This window comes from Fannyhessea vaginae DSM 15829 (genome assembly GCF_000159235.2).
Classification (GTDB): domain Bacteria; phylum Actinomycetota; class Coriobacteriia; order Coriobacteriales; family Atopobiaceae; genus Fannyhessea; species Fannyhessea vaginae.
On record NZ_ACGK02000005.1, the window covers coordinates 1 to 21473 of the forward strand.

17 protein-coding genes and 1 pseudogene are annotated in these 21473 nt (G+C 43.4%); 8 read left to right on the plus strand and 10 right to left on the minus strand.

Annotated features, from left to right (window positions below; translation table 11 throughout):
• Window positions 1-246, minus strand: a pseudogene (locus HMPREF0091_RS06295) (MBOAT family O-acyltransferase); the annotation flags it as partial.
• A 113-nt stretch (window positions 247-359) separates the two neighbouring features.
• Between HMPREF0091_RS06295 and HMPREF0091_RS05780 the strand changes: the two are divergent.
• The 6 genes from HMPREF0091_RS05780 to HMPREF0091_RS06200 all read left to right on the plus strand — a co-directional run bounded on the left by HMPREF0091_RS05780 (window position 360) and on the right by HMPREF0091_RS06200 (window position 8423).
• Window positions 360-3203, plus strand: a complete 2844-nt coding sequence (locus tag HMPREF0091_RS05780; protein ID WP_006303388.1) for a DEAD/DEAH box helicase — start codon at window positions 360-362, stop codon at window positions 3201-3203.
• Window positions 3204-3368: 165 nt separating this feature from the next.
• A complete protein-coding gene (gene ahpC / locus HMPREF0091_RS05785) occupies window positions 3369-3953 on the plus strand; it encodes an alkyl hydroperoxide reductase subunit C (protein WP_006303389.1) in 585 nt (194 codons plus the stop codon).
• Window positions 3954-4175: 222 nt separating this feature from the next.
• Entirely contained in the window at window positions 4176-5888 is a 1713-nt protein-coding gene (locus HMPREF0091_RS05790) for an FAD-dependent oxidoreductase (RefSeq protein ID WP_006303390.1), read from the plus strand.
• A gap of 198 nt (window positions 5889-6086) precedes the next feature.
• On the plus strand, window positions 6087-6887 hold the full coding sequence (locus HMPREF0091_RS05795; RefSeq protein WP_006303391.1) for a Cof-type HAD-IIB family hydrolase: 801 nt from the start codon (window positions 6087-6089) through the stop codon (window positions 6885-6887).
• A 186-nt stretch (window positions 6888-7073) separates the two neighbouring features.
• Entirely contained in the window at window positions 7074-8081 is a 1008-nt protein-coding gene (locus HMPREF0091_RS05800; protein ID WP_006303392.1) for an SPFH domain-containing protein, read from the plus strand.
• Between the two features lie 138 nt (window positions 8082-8219).
• Window positions 8220-8423 (plus strand): hypothetical protein, encoded by a 204-nt coding sequence (locus tag HMPREF0091_RS06200; protein WP_006303393.1) that lies wholly within the window; start codon window positions 8220-8222, stop codon window positions 8421-8423.
• Window positions 8424-8544: 121 nt separating this feature from the next.
• On the opposite strand, the gene HMPREF0091_RS05805 is transcribed toward HMPREF0091_RS06200, so the two are convergent.
• The 4 genes from HMPREF0091_RS05805 to HMPREF0091_RS05820 form a co-directional block, all read right to left on the minus strand.
• Window positions 8545-9411, minus strand: coding sequence for a metal ABC transporter permease (locus HMPREF0091_RS05805; protein ID WP_006303394.1), 867 nt, complete (start codon window positions 9409-9411; stop codon window positions 8545-8547).
• Window positions 9404-10075, minus strand: a complete 672-nt coding sequence (locus HMPREF0091_RS05810) for a metal ABC transporter ATP-binding protein (protein ID WP_006303395.1) — start codon at window positions 10073-10075, stop codon at window positions 9404-9406. The genes HMPREF0091_RS05805 and HMPREF0091_RS05810 overlap by 8 nt, the downstream gene beginning before the upstream one ends.
• A gap of 52 nt (window positions 10076-10127) precedes the next feature.
• Window positions 10128-11441 (minus strand): metal ABC transporter solute-binding protein, Zn/Mn family, encoded by a 1314-nt coding sequence (locus tag HMPREF0091_RS05815; protein WP_006303396.1) that lies wholly within the window; start codon window positions 11439-11441, stop codon window positions 10128-10130.
• Window positions 11442-11516: 75 nt separating this feature from the next.
• Complete coding sequence (locus tag HMPREF0091_RS05820; protein WP_006303397.1) at window positions 11517-12170, minus strand: ZinT/AdcA family metal-binding protein; 654 nt, start codon at window positions 12168-12170, stop codon at window positions 11517-11519.
• A 417-nt stretch (window positions 12171-12587) separates the two neighbouring features.
• Here HMPREF0091_RS05820 and HMPREF0091_RS05825 point away from each other — a divergent pair, with 417 nt between their 5' ends.
• On the plus strand, window positions 12588-13685 hold the full coding sequence (locus tag HMPREF0091_RS05825; RefSeq protein ID WP_006303398.1) for an asparaginase: 1098 nt from the start codon (window positions 12588-12590) through the stop codon (window positions 13683-13685).
• Window positions 13686-13884: 199 nt separating this feature from the next.
• Here the strand turns inward: HMPREF0091_RS05825 and groL are convergent, their stop codons facing one another.
• From groL to HMPREF0091_RS05840, 3 genes are all read right to left on the minus strand, one after another.
• A complete protein-coding gene (gene groL / locus HMPREF0091_RS05830; RefSeq protein ID WP_006303399.1) occupies window positions 13885-15525 on the minus strand; it encodes a chaperonin GroEL in 1641 nt (546 codons plus the stop codon).
• Window positions 15526-15627: 102 nt separating this feature from the next.
• Window positions 15628-15918 carry a co-chaperone GroES gene (locus HMPREF0091_RS05835; protein WP_035434662.1) on the minus strand — a complete coding sequence of 97 codons (291 nt, stop codon included), beginning with the start codon at window positions 15916-15918 and terminating at the stop codon, window positions 15628-15630.
• Window positions 15919-16175: 257 nt separating this feature from the next.
• Window positions 16176-18152 carry an elongator complex protein 3 gene (locus tag HMPREF0091_RS05840; protein ID WP_006303401.1) on the minus strand — a complete coding sequence of 659 codons (1977 nt, stop codon included), beginning with the start codon at window positions 18150-18152 and terminating at the stop codon, window positions 16176-16178.
• Window positions 18153-18193: 41 nt separating this feature from the next.
• Here HMPREF0091_RS05840 and HMPREF0091_RS05845 point away from each other — a divergent pair, with 41 nt between their 5' ends.
• Window positions 18194-19105: a hypothetical protein gene (locus tag HMPREF0091_RS05845; RefSeq protein WP_006303402.1), complete on the plus strand. Its 912-nt coding sequence runs from the start codon at window positions 18194-18196 to the stop codon at window positions 19103-19105.
• 69 nt (window positions 19106-19174) lie between these two features.
• On the opposite strand, the gene HMPREF0091_RS05850 is transcribed toward HMPREF0091_RS05845, so the two are convergent.
• Together HMPREF0091_RS05850 and HMPREF0091_RS05855 are read right to left on the minus strand one after the other, a co-directional pair.
• Window positions 19175-19945 (minus strand): alpha/beta hydrolase, encoded by a 771-nt coding sequence (locus tag HMPREF0091_RS05850; protein WP_006303403.1) that lies wholly within the window; start codon window positions 19943-19945, stop codon window positions 19175-19177.
• A 93-nt stretch (window positions 19946-20038) separates the two neighbouring features.
• Window positions 20039-21313, minus strand: a complete 1275-nt coding sequence (locus tag HMPREF0091_RS05855) for an amidohydrolase (RefSeq protein ID WP_006303404.1) — start codon at window positions 21311-21313, stop codon at window positions 20039-20041.
• Window positions 21314-21473 lie beyond the last annotated feature (160 nt).

The following is a 21473-nucleotide window of genomic DNA, read 5'->3' on the forward strand; positions in this document are numbered from 1 at the left end:
GATGGTATGTAAGCGCTTTTTACTTGAGGAATCAATTTTGTGGAATGATAAGGTGGTGACATAGGTAAGCACGAGGGTAAACGCAACATAAACAATAGTATCTATATTGGTAACAAGTGCATAAAAGATAAGCGAAAAGATAAGGATAACTACCCATTGGAAGCGTTTGAAGATATATCCTACTGCGTAGTAGGTTATGCACAGAAGTGCACAAAAGCACACAAACATTAAAGAGTAGAATTCCACGAGCTAAAATCCATTCAATATTAGTTAAACAACACAGTTGACTATATTATAATAAGTGACTCAAGAGAAAAGAAATATACATATAAAGCAAATGTGACAGAAATCGAGCACACATGAATACGCCAACAAACGCCATTGTACCTACTACCACATCAACACCCCTAGATGAGCCAAACGATGACACCAACTCAGGCGAATCTTGTGCCCATACGGATGAACTTCCTTCGTTATATAAGCTCTTACCCCTTGATGAACAGGGAAATCTTGAACACCTTGACCCAGAAACAGCGCTTGAGCGTTTTATAAACTGGGCAGAAGATTCGGGCAAAGCACTATGGGATCATCAAGAAGAGGCACTTTTAGACCTTGCAAGCGGTAACCACGTTATTTTAGGGACGCCTACTGGCTCGGGAAAATCGATGGTTGCCCTTGGAATGTGTTATTTTACCTTAGTTCAAAATGGCGTCATGTACTATACCGCTCCTATAAAAGCGCTGGTAAGCGAAAAGTTTTTTGAACTTACTGCCTTATTTGGCAAAGATTTAGTAGGCATGATTACCGGTGACGTTGTTATCAATAGCGAAGCTCCTCTTATTTGTTGCACGGCAGAAATTCTTGCGTATGACGCTTTGCGTTTTGGATCAAACTCTGATATTTCGGCAGTGTGCATGGATGAGTTCCACTACTATGCCGATAAAGACCGTGGCTGGGCGTGGCAAGTACCTCTGCTTACGCTTCCACATACACAGTTTCTCCTTATGAGCGCCACACTAGGCAATATGAGTGCCTTGTCAGCACGTTTGGAGCGCATGACCAAAAGACACGTTGACGCGGTGCTCAATGCCCCTCGTCCTGTACCTCTGCGCTTTGCCTACGCTACTACATCCTTAGAAGCAAGTGTTAAGGTAGCTTTGCAAGCACAAGAAGCTCCTTTGTATATTGTGCATTTTGCGCAAAGCGAAGCCGAAAAAAGTGCGCGTGCGCTTGCCAATTTTGGTATTTCTACCAAAGAGGAGCGCGAAAAAATCAAAACATTTTTGCAAAACGTTCGTTTTACCACGTCATATGGTAAATCGCTTAAACACTTGCTAACATGTGGGGTTGGCATACACCATGCAGGAATGTTACCACGCTACAGGCTTTTGGTAGAAAAGCTTGCTCAACAAGGACTCTTGCCAGTTATCTGCGGAACAGATACTCTAGGCGTTGGGATCAATGTTCCGATCCATACCGTGATTTTTAACTCGCTCACTAAATTTGACGGACGGCACATGCGCCATCTGAATGCACGAGAATTCCATCAAATTGCAGGTAGAGCAGGCAGGTGCGGTTTTGATACCGAAGGCGTGGTACAAGCACAGGCAACGGTGTACGAAATCGAACGTCTTAAAGCACAGGCAAAGGCACAAGGCGATCCTAAAAAGCTTAAACGCATAAAAGCACCTTCGCAACCAGCAGGCTTTTTAGGGTGGAGCGAAAAAACGTTTCACAAGCTTATTGAAAGTTCTCCAGAAGAGCTGCGCGCTCATCTTAAAATATCGCATGCGCTTGTACTTGCAGAAGTTATGCAGCAAGGCCACGCTTTTCGACGCATTGTATTTCTCATTATGAATTCGTTTATTCCCGATGAAGAAAAAACTCAGCTTTTGGGAAGAACGCAGGAAATTTTTGCAACGCTACTCGATTCGGGCGTTATTGAACAGGTTTGTCAGGATTTTGATTCTAATGTAACAGAAGTGACAGATAAAGCAGACGCGACAGGCGTGACGGACGCAACAGACGTAACGGATGTGGCAGGCGCACTAAGCGCAACAGAAGCAGCATATAAAGAAGATGACCTTGACACAAACCCGCTTTTTGCGCGCGTAGCCGAGCCCAAACGCTGGATACAGGCTACCTATAAGCCCACCATTGAAATCCCCGAGGATTTTGCTCTTAATCAGCCACTTGCGCCATTTGTTCTTGCGGCGCTTGAATTATTAGATCCTCAAAGTCCAAGTTATGCACTTGATGTTGTTTCTCTTGCTGAGTCAGCGCTTGATAATCCACCGCAAATTATGAAAGCATTGCTTAAAAAGGCAAAAAACGAGGCTATGAGCCGTATGAAGGCAGAAGGTATCGAATACGAAGAGCGGCTGGAGCGCCTCGAAGACGTAAGCTACGAAAAGCCTTTAGAATCGCTTATCAAAACTGCCTATGAAAATTATAGTGCCCAAGTACCCTGGGCGCGGGATTTTGCGCCTATGCCAAAATCTATCGTAAGAAATATGCTTGAAACAGCATGCGATTTTAAAACCTATGTGCAAGTTGTAGGTATCATTAAAAATGAAGGAACGCTGCTTAGATACCTATCAGACGCATGGCGATTTTTGGCAAAAACAATTCCTGAGTCCAAGCTTGATGATAAACTCCACGATATTATTTCATGGCTTCACGTACTCATCAGTACAACCGACTCGTCATTACTTGATGAATGGCAAGGTAACAACCTTATACACGCAGCTGAGCCACCACGTATTTCGCAAACGCAAGATCTCGTCCCCGATAGACGCGGACTTATGATCTTTATTCACAATGCTTTGTTCCAGCGCGTTGTTAAAGCCGCTCAACATGATACTTCGGCTTTAGGCGAACTCGACGGTGCATGGGGCTGGCACGCGCGACAATGGACGCGTGTATTGGATGAATTTTATGAGGCTCACGACCAAATAGAGCTTACTGCAGACGCTCGATCAAACACCTTTTGCACCTTTGACACCACAGATGAGAAGCAGGGCATATGGCATGTGCGCCAAATGTTTTTGGATAGCGACGGCGATTGTGACTTTGGAATTTGTGCAGATATCGATATAGCACAAACGCTCGACACAGCAGATCTTGTGTGCACGCGCTATTGCGCAGGTACCATTGATGACCTTTTGGAAGACGAACAAAATACAAGTTCAGAGCATGCCTAAATTGCGCGTATCACACAAGAACACGTGTTTGTTATGACGCAGGCTCCCACATTTACGAATTTTTAATGTATGCGTATAGAAGAAGTGTATAGAACAATCAAATAGGGAAATAGAAATCATGTACCTAAGGAAAGGTAACGTAAGTCATGTTTTTAGGAGGAACACATGTCTCTTATCGGAAAAGAAATTGGCGATTTTTCAGTACAGGCTTATCAGAACGATACATTTTCGGTAGTTACCAAAAATGATGTTATCGGCAAAGACAAAGACGGCAATGAAAAATGGTCATTGTTCTTCTTCTATCCTGCAGACTTTTCATTTGTATGCCCTACCGAGCTTGAAGAGCTTGCCGAAGAATATGATAATTTCAAAAAAGCTCACTGCGAAATTTATTCCGTTTCGTGCGATTCTCACTTTGTGCACAAAGCATGGCACGATCACTCAGATCGTGTAAGCAAAGTGCAATATCCTATGCTTGCAGACCCTGCCTGTGTTCTTGCACGCGACTTTGACGTGTTAATTGAAGAAAGCGGTTTAGCAGAGCGTGGAGCATTTATTGTAGATCCTGACGGTAAAATTCAGGTATACGAAGTGACTTCGGGAAGCATTGGACGCGAGGCAAAAGAATTACTCCGCTTGCTGGAGGCTGCACAATTTGTACGCGCTCATGGTGACCAAGTATGTCCTGCAAAATGGCAACCCGGCGAAGATACACTTAAGCCAAGCCTTGACTTAGTTGGGCAGCTTTAATCGCGCGTAGAGAGCTTATATTCGCTCGATGCTCAGTAAAAGCCCGTTGCAGTTGCGCGGGCTTTTATCGTAGTTTTGAGAATAGCTTGATTTTCAACTGCCGAATTGCAAACCACTTGATATTAACCGTTTGATTTCAAACTGCACGATTTCAAACTACGCTTCCTCAAGTATTACCTCTTAACACGCGTAACGACCATATTTTGCACTGAAAGGATAGTCATGGATCAAAATAATCATGCTCCAAACGACGCTCTACCAACCAATACACCACAACCCCATACGCCACAGCTTGACTCACTCTACGACGCAATTATTGTAGGTGGAGGACCTGCTGGATTAACTGCAGGTATTTATCTCGCGCGTGCTCGTTATCGCGTCTTAATTGTTGAGAAAAAGCAATTTGGTGGGCAAATCACCATTACCAACGAAGTTGTTAATTATCCTGGCGTTGAGCGCATAAGCGGAAAGGCGCTCACCGATACTATGCGTCGTCAAGCAGAATCTTTTGGTGCCGAGCTTATGCTTGCAGAGGTAACTCGCATCGAATCAGATGGCGATATAAAAATTGTACATACCACCAAAGGAGATTTCTCAACCTTGAGCATTCTTTTGGCAATAGGTTCTGCACCTCGAAAAATTGGATTCCCTGGTGAAGAGAAGTTCCAAGGTCATGGCGTTGCATATTGTGCAACCTGCGATGGTGAATTCTTTACGGGCAAAGACGTCTTTGTTGTAGGCGGAGGCTTTGCTGCTGCCGAAGAAAGCGTATTTCTTACCAAATATGCAAAGCATGTACATATTCTTATTCGCGAGGACGATTTTACCTGCGCTGCAGCCTCTACCGATGCGGCACGGGCAAACGAAAAAATTACCATCCATACTAATACCGAAGTGGCCGAACTCACTGGTGATACCATGCCTTCTAAATTGGTAACTAAAAATAATAAAACTGGTGAGCTTCATACCTATGAAGCTGCGCCAAACGATACCTTTGGTGTTTTTGTTCTTGCAGGGTATGCGCCCGAAACACAGCTTGTGCGCGATATTGTGAACTTAGACGCACGAGGAAACATCATCACCAATGCCCAAAAGCAAACAAGCGCTGCAGGTATCTATGCTGCAGGTGATGTATGCGTTAAAGATTTGCGCCAAGTGGTAACCGCAACAGGTGAAGCCGCTATTGCGGCTACCGAAATGGAGCGCACCATTGTACACCAACAAAAGAAAACAGGGCTTATCCCTCGTCGTCCATCAACGCGTGTAAATGATACGCAACAACATGACACAGACGCCACCGATACATCTGCACCAAAAGCAAACGCTCTCTTTGACGCTGATATGGTTGAGCAGCTCAAAGGTTTGTGTGCGCGCATGGAGCGCTCGGTAATTCTGCGTCTTGCGCTTGATGAAACAAACCTCTCTCAAGAACTACGTGCTTATTGCACGCAATTGCATAAGATCTCGTCCAAAATACAAGTTGAAATTCTTGCTCAAGAGCAGGCAAGTAAAGAAGCATATCTTCCCTGTGTACGCGTATGCAATGATAAGGGCCAAGATAGCGGACTGGCGTTTCACGGAGTTCCTGGAGGTCACGAATTTACCTCATTTATGCTTGGCTTGTATAACGTTGCAGGCCCTGGTCAAAAACTTACTGACGAGCAAAAACGCTCTATTGCTGCATTAGGTGCCACCAACGTAAAAATTCTTGCAAGTCTTAGCTGCACCATGTGTCCAGATACCGTAGTTGCTGCCCAGCATATTGCTGCATGTAATTCTTCTGTTTCGGTTGACGTATACGACATTGCTCACTACCCTGAACTTAAAGCACGCTATAACGTTATGAGCGTACCGTGCATTGTAGTAAATGATCGTGATGATGTTGCGTTTGGTCGAAAAGATATCGATGCCATGCTTGAGCTTATGCGCTCCTAGCTAAGACATGTTACGCAAAACACCTTGTTCGCGGTATGTAATCAACAAGCGCTTTTTGCGCAGATTCGTTAATCAAGCGCGTTGATCAAACGCGTCTAGTTGAGCTGTCTTGAATTTTGAACTATCTACCACTGAAAGGTTGGGTAAAACAACAAGGCACGCTTTTGAGCATTACAGGCGCTCAAGAAAGGATTACCCATGAGTTCTACCATTAAGCTTGTAGCAAGTGATATGGACGGCACATTTTTACGAGATAACAAAGAGTTTGATGAGCCTCGTTTTAAGCGCATTCTTCATCGCATGACACAACAAGGTGCACGCTTTGTTTTGGCAAGTGGCAACCAGTATATTCAGCTTAAACAGTCTTTCCCTGGCTATGCAGATACACTTTCATATGTAGCCGAAAATGGCGGATATGTTGTTGATTCGGGCAAGCTTATTTATACCGCTCATTTGGACGAAAAAGATCTACGTGCCATTTACAATACCGTTATGCCCGACCCCAATTTGTACACTATTTTTTGTGGAGAACACGCGTCGTATATAGAAAAACGCCATGCAACGCCAGAATTTATAGGGTTGGTAAAATATTATTTTCCATCTCTAGAAATTGTTGATAATCTTTTAGAGATCAACGATAACATTCTTAAAGCGTGCGAAGTTATGCAACCCGATGATACCGACTCGTATTATCAGATGTTGCGCGCGCAACTCCCCTCGCACATTATTCCTACCACAAGTGGTCACGGCTCCATTGATCTTATTTTGACAGGCATCAATAAAGCGTTTGGAATAGATTTACTTGTCAAACGCTGGAATATTACACCCAAGGAATGTATTGCATTTGGTGATGCTGCAAACGATATAGAAATGCTTTCGTATGTAGGCTGCGGATATGCTATGGCAAACGCTATGGACGGAATAGCTGATTATGCTCAAAAACAAGCACCTTCAAATAATGATGATGGCGTTCTTGAGGTTCTAGACACGCTTTTTTAGGCAAGAAATACGCGTGCTCATTTTGTAACGCGCGTGCTTAAGCACCGCCTCATTTTACGAACTTTTTGCGCACATATGCAAAAAGTTCGTTTTTTGATATAAATGTGATATCATATTCATATCGGTTAGACAGCGCTATAAACGATATAACAACGTCATTGATAACTTTGCGAGAAAGGATCTGATATGACGCAAGAAAAAGAGATAAAAACGCTCAACGGATGGATAGTTGTACCTTTTGTAATTGCAGGTTATGCACTTGCAGCTTATGCCCTTATACAGTTTATATTGGAGGCCATACAGGCAGATAAGCTTCAACAAATACCTTCATTCACATCCTTGTGTATTGCACTTGTGCTTTTAGTTGCTACATTTATAGTAAACATGGGACTTTTTGCACTCCAACCTGGACAAGCCCGTATATGCATTCTTTTTGGAAACTATAAAGGAACGGTAAAAACGGATGGCTTGCATTTTGCAAATCCGTTCTTTGCGCGCACCTTAAACTCGTCAGTGGAATACAAAGCATACAATCTATCTGAATCAAATAGCAATTCCTCGTCATCTAACGAACAAGTAAAAGTTCGCAAAACAACTATTTCGCTCAGAGCACGCACGCTTACGGGCGATCGTCTTAAAGTAAATGACAAGATGGGAAACCCCATAGAAATTGCAACCGTTATTGTTTGGCGCGTTGTTGATACGGCTAAAGCCGTATTTGATGTGGATAACTACGAGGCATATGTAGACATGCAAACCGAAACAGCAGTCCGTCACGTTGCGAGTTTATATGCCTATGACCACATGGAAGATGATGATGCCACCAACACCGCTATTACGCTTCGCTCCAATATCGAAGACGTATCGCAAAGGCTTCGCCAAGAGCTAAGCGCTAAACTTGCTCCAGCAGGTGTAACGGTTGAAGACGCTCGACTCACACACCTTGCATACGCACCAGAAATTGCACAGGCAATGCTTCGTCGTCAGCAAGCAGAGGCTGTTATTGCCGCCCGCAAGAAAATTGTAGAAGGCGCGGTATCTATGGTTAACATGGCGCTTACCTCTCTTGCGCAAGAAGGTGTAGTAGCTTTTGACGATGATAAAAAAGCAGCTATGGCAAGCAATCTTATGGTGGTTCTTTGTGGCGAATCAGAAACTCAACCGGTGCTTAATACAGGGTCGCTGTATCAATAGTGAATCTGGTGTATACCGCTTAAAAAATTGATTGCTTGATACTATATGAGTAAAAACTAGTAATAAACGGATATGCACACGTGCACGTACAAGATTTCCTACTGTATTAACTGCTACAAACACGAAAGCTCAAGGCATATGGCAATAAGAAAGCAATATCCCTTACGCATACATCCAGATATCTGGAATGCGCTCGAAATTTGGTCGCGTGATGAAATGAGAAGTGTTAACGGACAAATTGAATGGATATTATGTGACAGCCTTAAACGTGCAAAACGATGGCCTCCTCACAGTCGTGAGTTAGACAACAGCCAGATAACGGACGAAGGCACGTCCACATAATAGACCGTTTGAAGCATGATGAAGCATAAACAAAATAAGGCTTTGGAGTAATCCAAAGCCTTATTATTACGTAGCCATATATTCTATAGCAACGTACTATAGAGCAACTCTAAAAAATGACTTATTGTGCGCTTGCGGCAGCAGCATTAGATATGCCACGTCCTTTAGTAGGATTAAACCTATTTTTAATCGAAGAAACAATAAGGAATATCACAATCCCAATAACAGCAGCTACAACAATTGCGCCACCAGGACGAACATCTTCAAAGTACGAGAAAATAAGTCCTACCATTGTGTAAATGATACCCAAAATTACGGACAACACACAAGTTTGGAAGTACGAACGGCTGATGATAAGCGCAGTTGCAACGGGAAGTGCAACAAGGGATACAACCAAAAGAGCGCCTACAACTTTACAAGCTAAACCAATCATGATAGCTGCAAGCAGCGTAAATACACCATTTACCAGCGCAACTTTTACACCAGCAAGACGAGCAAGCGTTACATCAATTGCCAAGTCTAAAAGACCTGCATAACAAATAATGCTCACCAAAAGCGTGGCTACAAAAACCACGGCGGTGCTTATAAGATCTACAACCGTTACCGCAGAAACCGAACCAAACAAATACGATTCAAACGTATTTCCACCAGGTGCAAAGTCGGCAAGTACAACTGCCATACCAAGGCCAGCGCTCATAATTACCGCAACCGACATATCGCCAAACTGAGGCATTTTTGCGCGAATCCCTTCTATAAAGAATCCTGCAACAATACACGTGCACACTGCACCAATAACGGGGTCAAATCCAAAAATCAAACCTAATCCAACACCCATAAGCGAAACATGCGACAGTGCGTCTGAAACCATTGACGTTTTGCGGTTAATCATCACGATACCTATAAGCGGCAATGCAATAGCAAGCATAAGACCCGCAGCAAGCGTTCGGCGCATAAATTCAAATTGAAAAATTGAAAGAAGATCAAACATGAGCTATCCTTCCTGAATTAATACGGTAGGTTGCATCAAAGTTAATATGACGTGATACAAGTTCAAGTTCGTGAGAAACCAAAACAGCAGTAATATTGCGCTCTTGCGTAACTGTTTCCAAAAGATCCAAAAAGCGAACTTTACTTTCGTTATCAACGCCTGCCGTTGGCTCGTCCAAAATCAAAAGACGTGGATCATTGATGAGCGCACGTGTAATCATAACGCGCTGCTGCAATCCACCAGAAAGCTCGTTAAATGGCGTGCGAACATATTTTTCCAAACCCATGTCAACTAAGGCCTTTTCCGCGCGCTCAAAATGCTTTTTTCCGGGGAATTTAACAGGACCAAACGAACGATATAAATTGATAGCTACCATTTCTCTACAGGTAGTAGGGAAAGCAACTTTATTCATAACGCTGTTTTGAGGAACGTAGCCAATATCCTTAAAGTCTTTAATTGAGTTAATTGGATTTCCAAATAATTTAATGCTGCCTTCAAAGTGCTTAAGTTCACCAAGCAAAACTTTCAAAAGCGTCGATTTACCCGAACCATTTTCTCCGGTTATACAAATAAATTGTCCCTCGTCAACACAAAGATTGACATCTTTGAGCACCAACTCGGATGTATATCCAAAATTGAGGTTCGAAACATCTATTATGTGCATGAACCCTCCTTAGGCTTCAAACAATTGTGTACCAAACGTGCAAATAAATACGTTAAACAAGTGATTGATATATCTTTTCAACGTTGTCTTTCATGATTTCAACGTAGCCGTTCATCTCGGCACCTTGCTCTTCGCTTACGTACTCCATCGAAGCCAGTGGCACCGCTTGACCGCCAATTTCTTCGGCAACAGTATCGGCACCTTTAGACGATGCTCCAAGCTCGTAAAATACAGTTGTGACATTATGTCGATGGCAAAAATCAACTGCCTTACGAACAGTTTTAAGCGCTGGTGCTTCAGTAGAGGTAAGTCCTTGCAACGGAAAATGCTTAATGCCAAGATCTCGGCACAGATACGAATATGCATTATGAGTTACCACAAATTCGCGTCGTGTTAAAGGCTTAAATTTCTCCTTATACTGCGCACCCAATTCGGTAAGACGAGAAACAACATCAAGCTTATTCTTACGGTATTCCTCTTTATTGGCAGGATACATATCACAGAGTTTGTCATGAATAGCTGCACAATACTGTTTAGCATTCATAAATGAAATCCATGAGTGAGGATCATAGGTAATTTTATCGGTACCCGATGAAGAACCTTCCATCAGCGGCGTTACTTTAATTTCGTCACCATTTTCTGATTCAACTAAACGATACGATAACAAATCGGCGCTCGCTCTATCAGAAAGCACAATCCAACTTGCGTCTTCGGGCAGGGTAAATCCAATATATCCACTCTCGTGACCCATCTCAAGTGCATACACTTTACCGTCTTCAACATCAATTGTTTTATGCTGGGCAATAACCTCACCTTTTTGCTGCATAATCTGGCGACCACGCTTTACCAAATCTGCAAGTGGTGTGGATTCGTCTGCCTTAAAGAACGCAACACGCATAATGTCTTGGTGCGTGTGGCCAAATTCAAAGCCGTACGTACCGCTTCTTACACCAAGACGCGCTATGTACTGAAATTCTCCCATTGCAGCCGCACCACGATAGGTAATTAAATCAATGCCATCCGAAAGCGTTAATACAGGTAGATTAGGCAAGTTGTCACGAACCTGATCAATCCAGTGTTCCATATTGGCACCATTTACCACTAAGAGATCGGCTTCGCTTAAATCGCGCAGACCCTTTGGCGTTGGCTCCCAAACATGGGGGTCTTTATTAGGTGGCATAAATGAATGTAGTTCAACCGTATCTTGAGCAACTTCGCGAACTAAGTCAAATACGGGATAAAAAGATGCATAAATAACGGGTTTAGCATGCGATCTTCTGCGACATGCGCCCAACATGCTTGCGCCAAGCGTAGCGGCACACCCACCAGCACAAAGGCCCAAAAATTCTCTTCTTGAATATCTCATACGATTTGATACTCCATATAGGTAAGCAAAAAGTCCCCGCACGTGCGAGGACTTTTAGAAATTATTAAATCAAATTTACTCTTTAACCTCGTCGGCAATTTGATCCATAGTGCTGTTTGGTTTAACAAATGTTGGGAACCAACCGTCTTTCTTAAAGAGTTCATCAGCATTCTTACCATAACGCATGTGGAAGTGAACAAGCTCTTCCTCACCGTGAACTGGCATCATGAGAAGTACAGGATATTTAGCATCTTTATCTTCTGCTTCAAAAACATCCCATTCAAGCTCTTTACCACCGTGTTGAACCTTCTTGGAGTCTTTATACTTATAGGTAACTTTACCGATTTCTTTTCCACCCTTATCTTTAAAGCCATCAAGGAAGGTAATGGTGTCGCCCTTGATCTCAAGACCACCAAAGTCTGAATGACGACGCTCTTTAAGCTCTTTCTTAATGTCCTCAGGTGACTTACCTGCTTCTTTTGCCTTCTCGGCATAAGCGGAATCAAGCTCTTTATCATCAAGATACTTGCTAAAGTCATTCCAAGTGCCTTCCCAGCCCTTGAGATCCTTTACTGCCTCTTTTTTATCAGCAGATGCGCTTTGAGATTGCTCGGCCTCAGCGTTTTGAGATTGTGATTTAGGAGCGCTTTGTTGTCCTGCGCAACCAAAAATAGAAAATGCTAAGCCCACGGAAAGAGCCGAAGCTGCAATAGTACCAAACTTGTTCATGCAAACCTCCAGACAACGAGTGGTTATAGAGAAAACGATTTCAAACACGCTTTGTAGCTCTGTAAATACGTGTTAACCACTGCTAACTTTTTGAATCGATGTTATTGTACAACAAAGTTATATTCAGTTAACTTTCAGCTTCTATATCATACAATTCGGGCTTATTTGTAAACCTACCAATAAGGTAATCCCCTCGTGTTTTGGCTGTTAGCTTAGCTGTTTCATACGCGCGCGGCTACCAGCCGCCTATTATGTAGGTATTGTGAGAGTGCTTTTGACTGTATGAGCTTATAAGGCGCTACGTTTTTGTGCACATATTATTGTTACAATACGTAATGCTTATGGTTCGCGTACACAGCACTTATCGCGTACACAGCGCATACTATATTGAACACACACAAGACAAAGAGTACAAACATGAAGCATATCTTGCTTATAGCTACAGGCGGCACAATAGCCTCGCAACCCATGGCAGAAGGCCTTACTCCCACACTTTCGGGAGAAGAACTTGCGCGCTATGTACCACAGCTTAAAGATATTTGCACGTTTAAGACTACGCAGCTTATGAATATTGATTCAACTAATATGCTGCCCAAGCACTGGTTACAAATTGCACGCTGCATTAAAGATGCCTACGATGATTTTGATGCGTTCATTGTGCTGCATGGCACCGATACCATGGCATATACCGCAGCCGCGCTATCCTACCTTATTCAAAACAGTCCCAAGCCTATTGTACTTACCGGTTCGCAGCAGCCTATGACAGGTGCTTTTACCGATGCAAAACTTAATCTTTATCAGGCGGCACTTTTTGCGTGCGATGATAATTCCTACGATGTTAATGTGGTATTTGGCGGATCTGTTATGTGCGGAACACGCGCGTATAAGCAAAAAACCATGAGCTATAATGCGTTTACCAGCATAAATTATCCCTTGATTGCTATGATTCGAGCAAATAAAATTGTACGACATGGCTGTTTCGATCAAAAACCTCAAGAACACAGAAGTGCTTTGCAATCAGGCTTATCTATACCGCATGCACCAATGGCGTCGGAATGTAACAATCACAAAACAGCACAAGAAAGTGAGCACTCATATGTACGCTTTTATGAGCGTCTTAACAATCGCGTTATGTGTCTAAGGCTTACTCCAGGGCTTAAACCCAACATTTTTGACGCACTCACTAAAGATTATGATGCACTTATTCTAGAAACGTTTGGTATAGGCGGCATTCCTAATTCTGCTCAGCATAATTTTGCATGCGCACTACAACGCTGGATACAACAGGGCAAAACGCTTGTACTTACCACACAAGTTGCCGAAGAAGGTTTAGATTTAGGCGTATACGAAGTTGGACAAGCATTTGCTCATAACGAAGGTGTTCTGCGTGGTGCCGATATGACCACTGAGGCGCTGCTTGCCAAAACCATGTGGGTATTAGGACAAGCTCACACGCAAGGCGAAATCAAACGCCTGTTTTATACACCTATTAATCACGATCGTGTGCAAGAATAAAAGCTCGTTTCTATAGTTTATGCGCAACAGAGCTTAAAATATATAAGCTTTCCAAAAGCTTACAACTAAAAAACGTGCACGCTCTTTCGAGACATGCACGTTTAATAACAATCTTTATGTACATCACATTCAGATACGCATTACCATTAACGTTTAAGTATACAAACGTTATCTATGCAACTTTGTATCCATCATGCGATTAGTACATTCCGCCACCTTGTTGACCTGAAGCAGCTGCGCGAGAGATAGCTTCTTCAATAGAAGTATCTTTTGGCTCGTCTGAGATAGTAGCCTCGGTAATAAGAATCAACGAAGCAACTGAAGATGCATTTTGTAAGGTAGTACGGGTAACCTTAACTGGGTCAAGAACGCCCATCTTAATCATGTCGCCCCACTCGCCATTAGCAGAGTTAAGACCTTCACCTGCAGGAAGATTAGAAATCTTCTCAACTACAACTGAGCCTTCATAACCAGCGTTGGTAGCAATCTTTTTAACAGGAGCCATCAAAGCTTTGCGGATGATGTCAACACCAAGTTGTTCATCGGCTTCTGAAGTTTTAACGTTATCAAGAGCTGCTGCAGCTTGCAAGAATGCAACACCACCACCAGCTACAATACCTTCTTCTACAGCTGCGCGAGTTGCTTGAAGAGCGTCTTCAATACGGCTCTTGATTTCTTTAAGCTCGGCTTCGGTAGCTGCACCAACTTTAATAACAGCTACACCACCTGCAAGTTTTGCCTTGCGCTCTTGGAGCTTTTCTTTGTCAAAGTCAGAAGTAGTATTTTCAAGCTCATTATTGATTTGTGCAACACGCTCATTGATAGCATCTTTAGAACCTGCGCCATCAACAATGGTTGTATTGTCTTTCGTGATCTTAACTGACTTAGCGCGACCAAGCATCTCAGCTGTTACATCGGTAAGCTCTACGCCAAGCTCTTTCATAGCTGCCTGACCACCAGTAAGAACAGCAATATCTTCGAGCATACGCTTACGACGGTCACCATAACCAGGAGCCTTAACAGCGCATACGGTAAGCGTACCACGGAGCTTGTTAAGAATGAGCGTTGCCAATGCTTCGCCATCTACATCTTCTGCAATGATAAGAAGAGGTGAACCGCTCTTTTGGATACCCTCAAGAACAGGAAGAATATCTTGAATGTTAGAGATCTTTTGATCGGTCATCAAGATGTAAGGATTCTTGAGCTCGGCAGTCATGGTGTCATTGTTGGTTGCAAAGTAAGGTGAAATGTATCCCTTGTCAAATTGCATACCCTCAACGGTATCAATATCAATACCAAAGGTTTGAGAATCTTCTACGGTAATAACGCCGTCTTTACCAACAACTTCCATGGCGTCAGCAATTTTGTTACCAATTTCGGCGTCTACTGCAGAAATTGTTCCAACGGAAGCAATTTGCTCTTTAGTAGAAACTGCCTTAGAAGCACTCTTCATTTCTTCTACCGCAGCATTAACAGCTTTTACAATACCGCGACGAATGGCAATGGGGTTTGCACCTGCGGCAACGTTGCGCAAGCCTTCGTTTACAATAACTTGAGCAAGAAGCGTTGCTGTGGTAGTACCGTCACCTACGGTATCATTGGTTTTTGTAGCAACTTCTTTAACAAGCTGTGCACCCATGTTCTCGATAGGATCTTTAAGTTCTACTTCTTTTGCAACGGTTACACCATCGTTGGTAATGGTAGGAGCACCGTAAGAACGTTGAAGTGCAACGTAGCGACCCTTAGGTCCAAGGGTGGTGGTTACAGCGTCAGCAAGTGTATTTACACCGTGAGCAAGTTTGGCACGAGCATCGGTACCAAAAACAATATCTTTAGCCATTGAGCTTTTCCTTTCAATTTAAGATACTACTTTGCGCAGGTACATCATGTGTTTTTGCTACTTGAGCAGATATGTGCCTGCATGTATTTATAGAGAATTTACTTACTCGCACAAAATTGCATAGATGTCATCACTGCGAAGCAACAGATATGTTTCACCATCGATCTTAACTTCATTACCGCCAAATTTGCCGTAATAAACTTGATCTCCCACTTTAACGTCTAAAGCAATGCGCTCGCCTTTGTCATTTAATTTTCCAGCGCCAACTGCAACAACTTCGCCACGTTGAGGCTTTTCTTGTGCACCGCTTGAAATATACAATCCCGAAGATGTTTTTTCTTCTTTTGGAGCGGGCTTAACTAAAACTCGGTCAGCCAAAGGCTTAAGTGTCATGATATGAACCTCCTTTTGTATGCACAACATACGTGCAAGGAACCTAATACAAATTTGAGGATGAACAAATGAAGTATTGCAACTTGCTCATCAACTATTAGAAAGCATACCCATATTTTTTTTCTTATACAAGAGGAATAACAAAATCTTAATAAGTACACTTAGATTTTCTTATTGTCTTCACAACAGTAAAACTCATAGTGGACTGTGCGAATTGTTGAGAGTAATCCTGTACATACTCCTGCGCACACCACGAACTAGTCTTTTAGGCACGCGAGATTTGCACGTTGATATAGCCCCGCGTCCATAAATCCTTGTGAGCGATAATACTTGCGTGTTCCAATAGAAGAAATAACATTTATCGAGGTATAGCCTGCTTCGCGTGCAATAGATTTTGCACGACTAATAAGTTGCTTACCCAAGCCATGATGCTGAGCTGTTCCTGCATGACCTTCAATTTGAGCCGTTGTGCCGTATACATGAACCTCTCTAATCATTGCTTCATGAGGCAAAATAGGAAAATGCTCGCATGCACAATATTTGTCGATCGCAGATCTATGCGGAAGAGAAAGCCTCAAAAAGCCTGCTATACGGTTATGGTCATCGACCCACTGCAAAAAATACTCCGTAGAAACGTTTGTGGCATACGGAACAACTTCCATATGAAGCGTGCGCGGATCAAGCATACTTGTTGCAATTTCGCGCATACGAATTTCGCGAGGAAGTATAGCGCTTTGTGCAATTTTTTGTTCTACTAACTGGCGCAAATTACCCTTTTTATTGCCCGAAATAATATCGGTAGACGAAATGTCTCTGATCATACGCGAAATACGCGTAAAACATGGCGTTGCCAGCACATCGCTCACAAGCACATCTACCAGCTCTTCTTCGGTGTATGCCTGCCAAAGGCCACGTTCATAACATGCTTTGAGCCGAGCAGAATCTACCAACACACACGGATAGAGTTTTACTTCATCGGGCAAATACAAACTGTCATGCACCAACATTTTGAAGTCTTTTTTATCGATATCCGGCGTTGAACCCAACAGATTAACCATGGCATGCACATGAATCTTAAATCCAAATAAACGCAGCAGCTCAAATGCTTGTTTTATATCATCAAGTGACCCTTTGCGTAAATTACGTTGACGAATTTCTTCGTTGAGCACCTGAATGCCCATTTGGACTTTCGTACAACCAAGCGCGCGCATAAGGTAGAGGTGCTCAACGCTTATGGTATCGGGTCGCGTTTCGATAACAAGGCCAACTACACGGTGATGTGCACTTTCGTTGATACGCTGCTGTTCGCGAACTTCATCCATAGAAGCGCGCTGAAATGCGGATGCTTTAACCCAAGTTGCGCGAGCTGTATACGCTGTAGTAAATGCCTCATTATAGGTAAGTTTTCCTGCGTCAATATCGTGTTGAGTTTGCTCATAATGAATTTCACGAGCGTGCGGATCAAAGCGCAAGCCACAGCGCTCGTACCGTGCAACAATGGCGTTTCTCTCTTGGTGTGAAGCGTAGCCCATATTGAGCGCGCGAAAAACTTCGCGAATAAACCAGCACTGATACGCCGTGGGATATTCGCTCCATGTTCCGCCCAAAATAATGATTTCTATTTTGTCGGTTGGATGACCCATATTCACCAGCGCTTGTAGGCGCAAGGTTGTTTGTAAAAATGGATCAAATAAACACTGCTCCGCGCGCTGGCAAGCCGGTTCTCGGCTCATATAACTTTTTGGCATACGAATATCGCTTGGACAAAAAATACAATTTGAGCTGCACGGCCATGGTTTGGTAAGAAGCGTAATGGTAGCCACGCCCGAAGCAGAGCGTCTAGGCTTTATGCGCAACGTTTGAATAAGTTTTTGTTCTGTTTCATCGGTTACGCCCCAAGATTTCCAGAGCTGATGTTCATAATGCTTAACTTCCATATACCGAGGAATAAGCTGCTTTTTTGAAGTTTGTTCTTCGTGAGTGGTAATTCCACGGTTGCATTCGTTAAGAAATGCATTGAGCTGAACAGACGTAAGCGCGCCTGTTTTCTCAATGCGCTTGATAAGCTTAAGAAGAACATCGTCAATTTGTGGCGTGTTATGATATATGTATTCTGGTGCAGTAGTCATAGTATTAGTGTAGCGCATATGCTTAGCATATGAGTGCAACAGATGTGCCTGCGAGAAAAAACACCAAGCACCAACAAGCTTGATAACGTGTAAGGTCATGTGCATACAAAAGATGGGACGAACAGAAAGAACGGAAAGAAAGAGCGTTGAACAAACAAACCATACAAACATTGGTCAGACTTACCAATGACTTTTACAACAAGGAAGCTCAGTCGTTTTCTGATACGCGCAACCGTCCATGGGATGGATGGGTATATGCAATGGATTACCTGCTCAAACACGGTTTGCTAACGTTTGGTAACAACAAGGTAGCGGCTGTGCCAACACTATTTGAACAAACACCGTTAACACAAACACATCTTTGTGACTGTATTGATGTGGCATGCGGAAACCTTAGATTTCTAGATTTTCTCATCAACTACCTGCACAACAATAAAGGTTACCCCAATGCAGGCACCAAGGGTGCGCTATCTTACATTGGCATTGACAAACAATCTACACTCACCCGTCTTGGTATGCAAAAACTTTCGCATACGCTTACGCAACATGCATGCGTAACTATTCATACCACAGATGTGTTATCTAAGCTCATGGACGAACATGACCCCTTAGCAGAGCTTACACATACCACAGGCCTCATGGTATGCTTTGGCTTTATGCATCATATTCCCAGCTTTAAGCTCAGACAAACATTCCTATCAGCACTTTGTGAACATGTATGTAGGGGTGGCATTATCGTGCTTTCGTTTTGGTGTTTTGGCAACACCGAGCAAGGACGCGCCAAAGCGCAAGCGCAAACAGAAGAGGCATTATGCGCGCTGGCGGCACAACAAAGATATATGCTTGACGCACGTGAGCTAGAAAACAACGATTACCTGCTTGGATGGAAGCATACGCAAGGCGTTATGCGCTATGCTCATAGCTTTTCTGAACAAGAGGTATTTGGCCTTATAGCCAGCACAAAGACACTTAAGCTTCTTACGCATTGGTATGCTGATGGAAAAGACAACCATTCAAATTTGTATGTAATTGCACAAAACGTTACAGCTACACATTAAGCGGCATGCATACAAGCGCGCGCAGCGCAGACAACACTAAAAAACGATATATGCCTATTCGCCTTACGCCTATTCATCTTTTTGATGATTGTTTATCCAAGCCCATGTAGGCAGCCATGCAGATGTTCGCGGATCAACTAAGTCCATATGATCGACATCTGCAACAATATGTGCATCTACATGTCCAAAAAACTCAGATGCCGAAATATAATCAAGCGTGTGCGTAAGAGATATTTCGGGATCTTGTGCACCATGAACAATAAGTGTAGGAACAGACGGACACAATTGATAACGAGGAGATGCACTTTTAAGCAACTCCTGCGTTGCATTTGAACCAAAATACTTCTCCGCAGCCCTATCCCCTTTTCCTTCTGCATAGATTCGTGCAGCATCGGTAACTGGTGCAAGTGCAACCACCACATCAAACAGATGAGACGCCAGAAGAACAAGCTCTCCGCCTACTGAATGGCCAAGCGCCACAAGCTGTGAGTGAGGGTAGCGTTTACGAAGTAAAGCAATGGCATGCTGTACATCTACAAGTGGCTGTGGCCAAGCTCCGCGCTCACCACGACGATATTCCACACATACAACTGTTTCTTGTCTATCTATAAGCCATTTAGCAACATCTAAGCGACGGTGACAATCTATATTTTGTCGCCAATAACCGCCATGCACAATAACAAGGACGCGTTGAGGCTTATTATCTGTATTCGCATCGGCTAAGCTTGGTGAATCATAGATGTCAACAAAGCAATCAGGATCATCATCGTAATAAACGGTATGTGCCTTATCAAGCAACTCTTTAATAATCGCAGGATCTGTTGGTGGATGGATTTTCATACTACCCTCTCCTTAAGTGACACAAATGTATAACACACCCTTGCAGCAAATTTGCCACAAGGGTGTATACGTGTTATAGATATCAAGTACAAACTAGCGCGCAAGCCATGCAAGCGCAGCTACAACTGCGGCTTCAAAACCGCGGTCAAGCGTTGGCTGCAAATCGGGTGCAAAATGTGGGCTATGGTTTGCAGGAGCATTATTCATATCCACAAAGCCTCCCAGCGTCCAAAATGTATAGGGACAACCCCATTCATCAGGGATATAAGAAAAGTCTTCCGATACACTTTGAGGCTCGCCTTGCAATGATTGCTTAGCAAAATACGAGGTAAAGGCTTCTTGAACGCGCTCGGTGGTGTCTTTGTCATTGCTTGTAAGAGGTCCTCTATCAAAATATTCAATATCGGGCGCAATCGTGCAACCTGCTGCGTCACATTCTGCACGAACAATGCGCTCAATTGCTGCAAAAAGGCGCTTTTCAAGCTCGGCATTATAGGTTCTGGTATTAAGCAATAACACGGCATCGTCAGGTATGATATTCGCTTTATTCCCTGCCGATACAGAGCCAATAGTGAGCACGACCCGCTCATCTGAGGGCATCTCGCGCGACACAATAGTTTGCAAACGCATAATCACACTTGCCGCTAAAACAATTGGATCGGTTCCTAGTTCGGGCATACTACCATGAGAGCCCTTACCATGTAAGGTAATGCGAATAGAATATGCTGCCGAGAAAAATGCACCTACTTTTGTTGCTACACAGCCTCCTGGGAGCGTGGGCATAACGTGCTGGCCTAAATACACATCGGGCTTGGTAAACTGTGTACATAAGCCCTCGCAAATCATAGACAGCGCACCTTGGCCCACTTCTTCGGCAGGTTGAAATATACCAAGATAGGTTCCCTTCCAAGCGTCTTTATGCACACTCAGCGCTTTAAGTGCAGAAAGCAGACTCATAATATGAAAGTCGTGACCGCACGCATGCATGGTGGGAACACTGGCGCCAGTTGTGCTGTCTTGCACAGTATACGTAGATGCATAAGGCTTTTGTGACGCTTCTTTAACAGGCAGACCATCAATATCGGCACGCATAGCAACACACGCACCATCACCATTTTGGATACGCGCTACAAGTCCTGTTTTACCAATACGAGTTACCTCTATATGCGAGGCTCGTAACTCGTCATATATTCGCTGTGATGTCCACACTTCTTGAAACGCTGGTTCGGGATGTTGATGAAACTCTTTATATAAGGCAACGCGCGCGTCCCTTGTTTGATCAAGCCCGCTTAATACTAGCGAAGCACTGGCTTTTATCTGCGATTTTGTAGGTAATACTGAGGTAGTTGTATAAGTGTTAGATGTCATAATAACTTCGATTCACACGAATTGTGTTAGTGACTAGCATGCACACGTCATGAAAAACATCTGACATGCCACCAAGAGCCTAGTACAGCTTTACGTAGCTTTATGTTCACACAAAGCACAGAACACAAAGCTACGTATCTGAGTTGTTTTTGTACTGCTC

Bases quoted from the DNA above. Each gene is read 5' to 3' on its own strand.
- HMPREF0091_RS05780 (WP_006303388.1), top strand. From the start codon at position 360: ATGAATACGCCAACAAACGCCATTGTACCTACTACCACATCAACACCC.
- ahpC (WP_006303389.1), top strand. From the start codon at position 3,369: ATGTCTCTTATCGGAAAAGAAATTGGCGATTTTTCAGTACAGGCTTAT.
- HMPREF0091_RS05790 (WP_006303390.1), top strand. From the start codon at position 4,176: ATGGATCAAAATAATCATGCTCCAAACGACGCTCTACCAACCAATACA.
- HMPREF0091_RS05795 (WP_006303391.1), top strand. From the start codon at position 6,087: ATGAGTTCTACCATTAAGCTTGTAGCAAGTGATATGGACGGCACATTT.
- HMPREF0091_RS05800 (WP_006303392.1), top strand. From the start codon at position 7,074: ATGACGCAAGAAAAAGAGATAAAAACGCTCAACGGATGGATAGTTGTA.
- HMPREF0091_RS06200 (WP_006303393.1), top strand. From the start codon at position 8,220: ATGGCAATAAGAAAGCAATATCCCTTACGCATACATCCAGATATCTGG.
- HMPREF0091_RS05805 (WP_006303394.1), bottom strand. From the start codon at position 9,411: ATGTTTGATCTTCTTTCAATTTTTCAATTTGAATTTATGCGCCGAACG.
- HMPREF0091_RS05810 (WP_006303395.1), bottom strand. From the start codon at position 10,075: ATGCACATAATAGATGTTTCGAACCTCAATTTTGGATATACATCCGAG.
- HMPREF0091_RS05815 (WP_006303396.1), bottom strand. From the start codon at position 11,441: ATGAGATATTCAAGAAGAGAATTTTTGGGCCTTTGTGCTGGTGGGTGT.
- HMPREF0091_RS05820 (WP_006303397.1), bottom strand. From the start codon at position 12,170: ATGAACAAGTTTGGTACTATTGCAGCTTCGGCTCTTTCCGTGGGCTTA.
- HMPREF0091_RS05825 (WP_006303398.1), top strand. From the start codon at position 12,588: ATGAAGCATATCTTGCTTATAGCTACAGGCGGCACAATAGCCTCGCAA.
- groL (WP_006303399.1), bottom strand. From the start codon at position 15,525: ATGGCTAAAGATATTGTTTTTGGTACCGATGCTCGTGCCAAACTTGCT.
- HMPREF0091_RS05835 (WP_035434662.1), bottom strand. From the start codon at position 15,918: ATGACACTTAAGCCTTTGGCTGACCGAGTTTTAGTTAAGCCCGCTCCA.
- HMPREF0091_RS05840 (WP_006303401.1), bottom strand. From the start codon at position 18,152: ATGCACATGACCTTACACGTTATCAAGCTTGTTGGTGCTTGGTGTTTT.
- HMPREF0091_RS05850 (WP_006303403.1), bottom strand. From the start codon at position 19,945: ATGAAAATCCATCCACCAACAGATCCTGCGATTATTAAAGAGTTGCTT.
- HMPREF0091_RS05855 (WP_006303404.1), bottom strand. From the start codon at position 21,313: ATGACATCTAACACTTATACAACTACCTCAGTATTACCTACAAAATCG.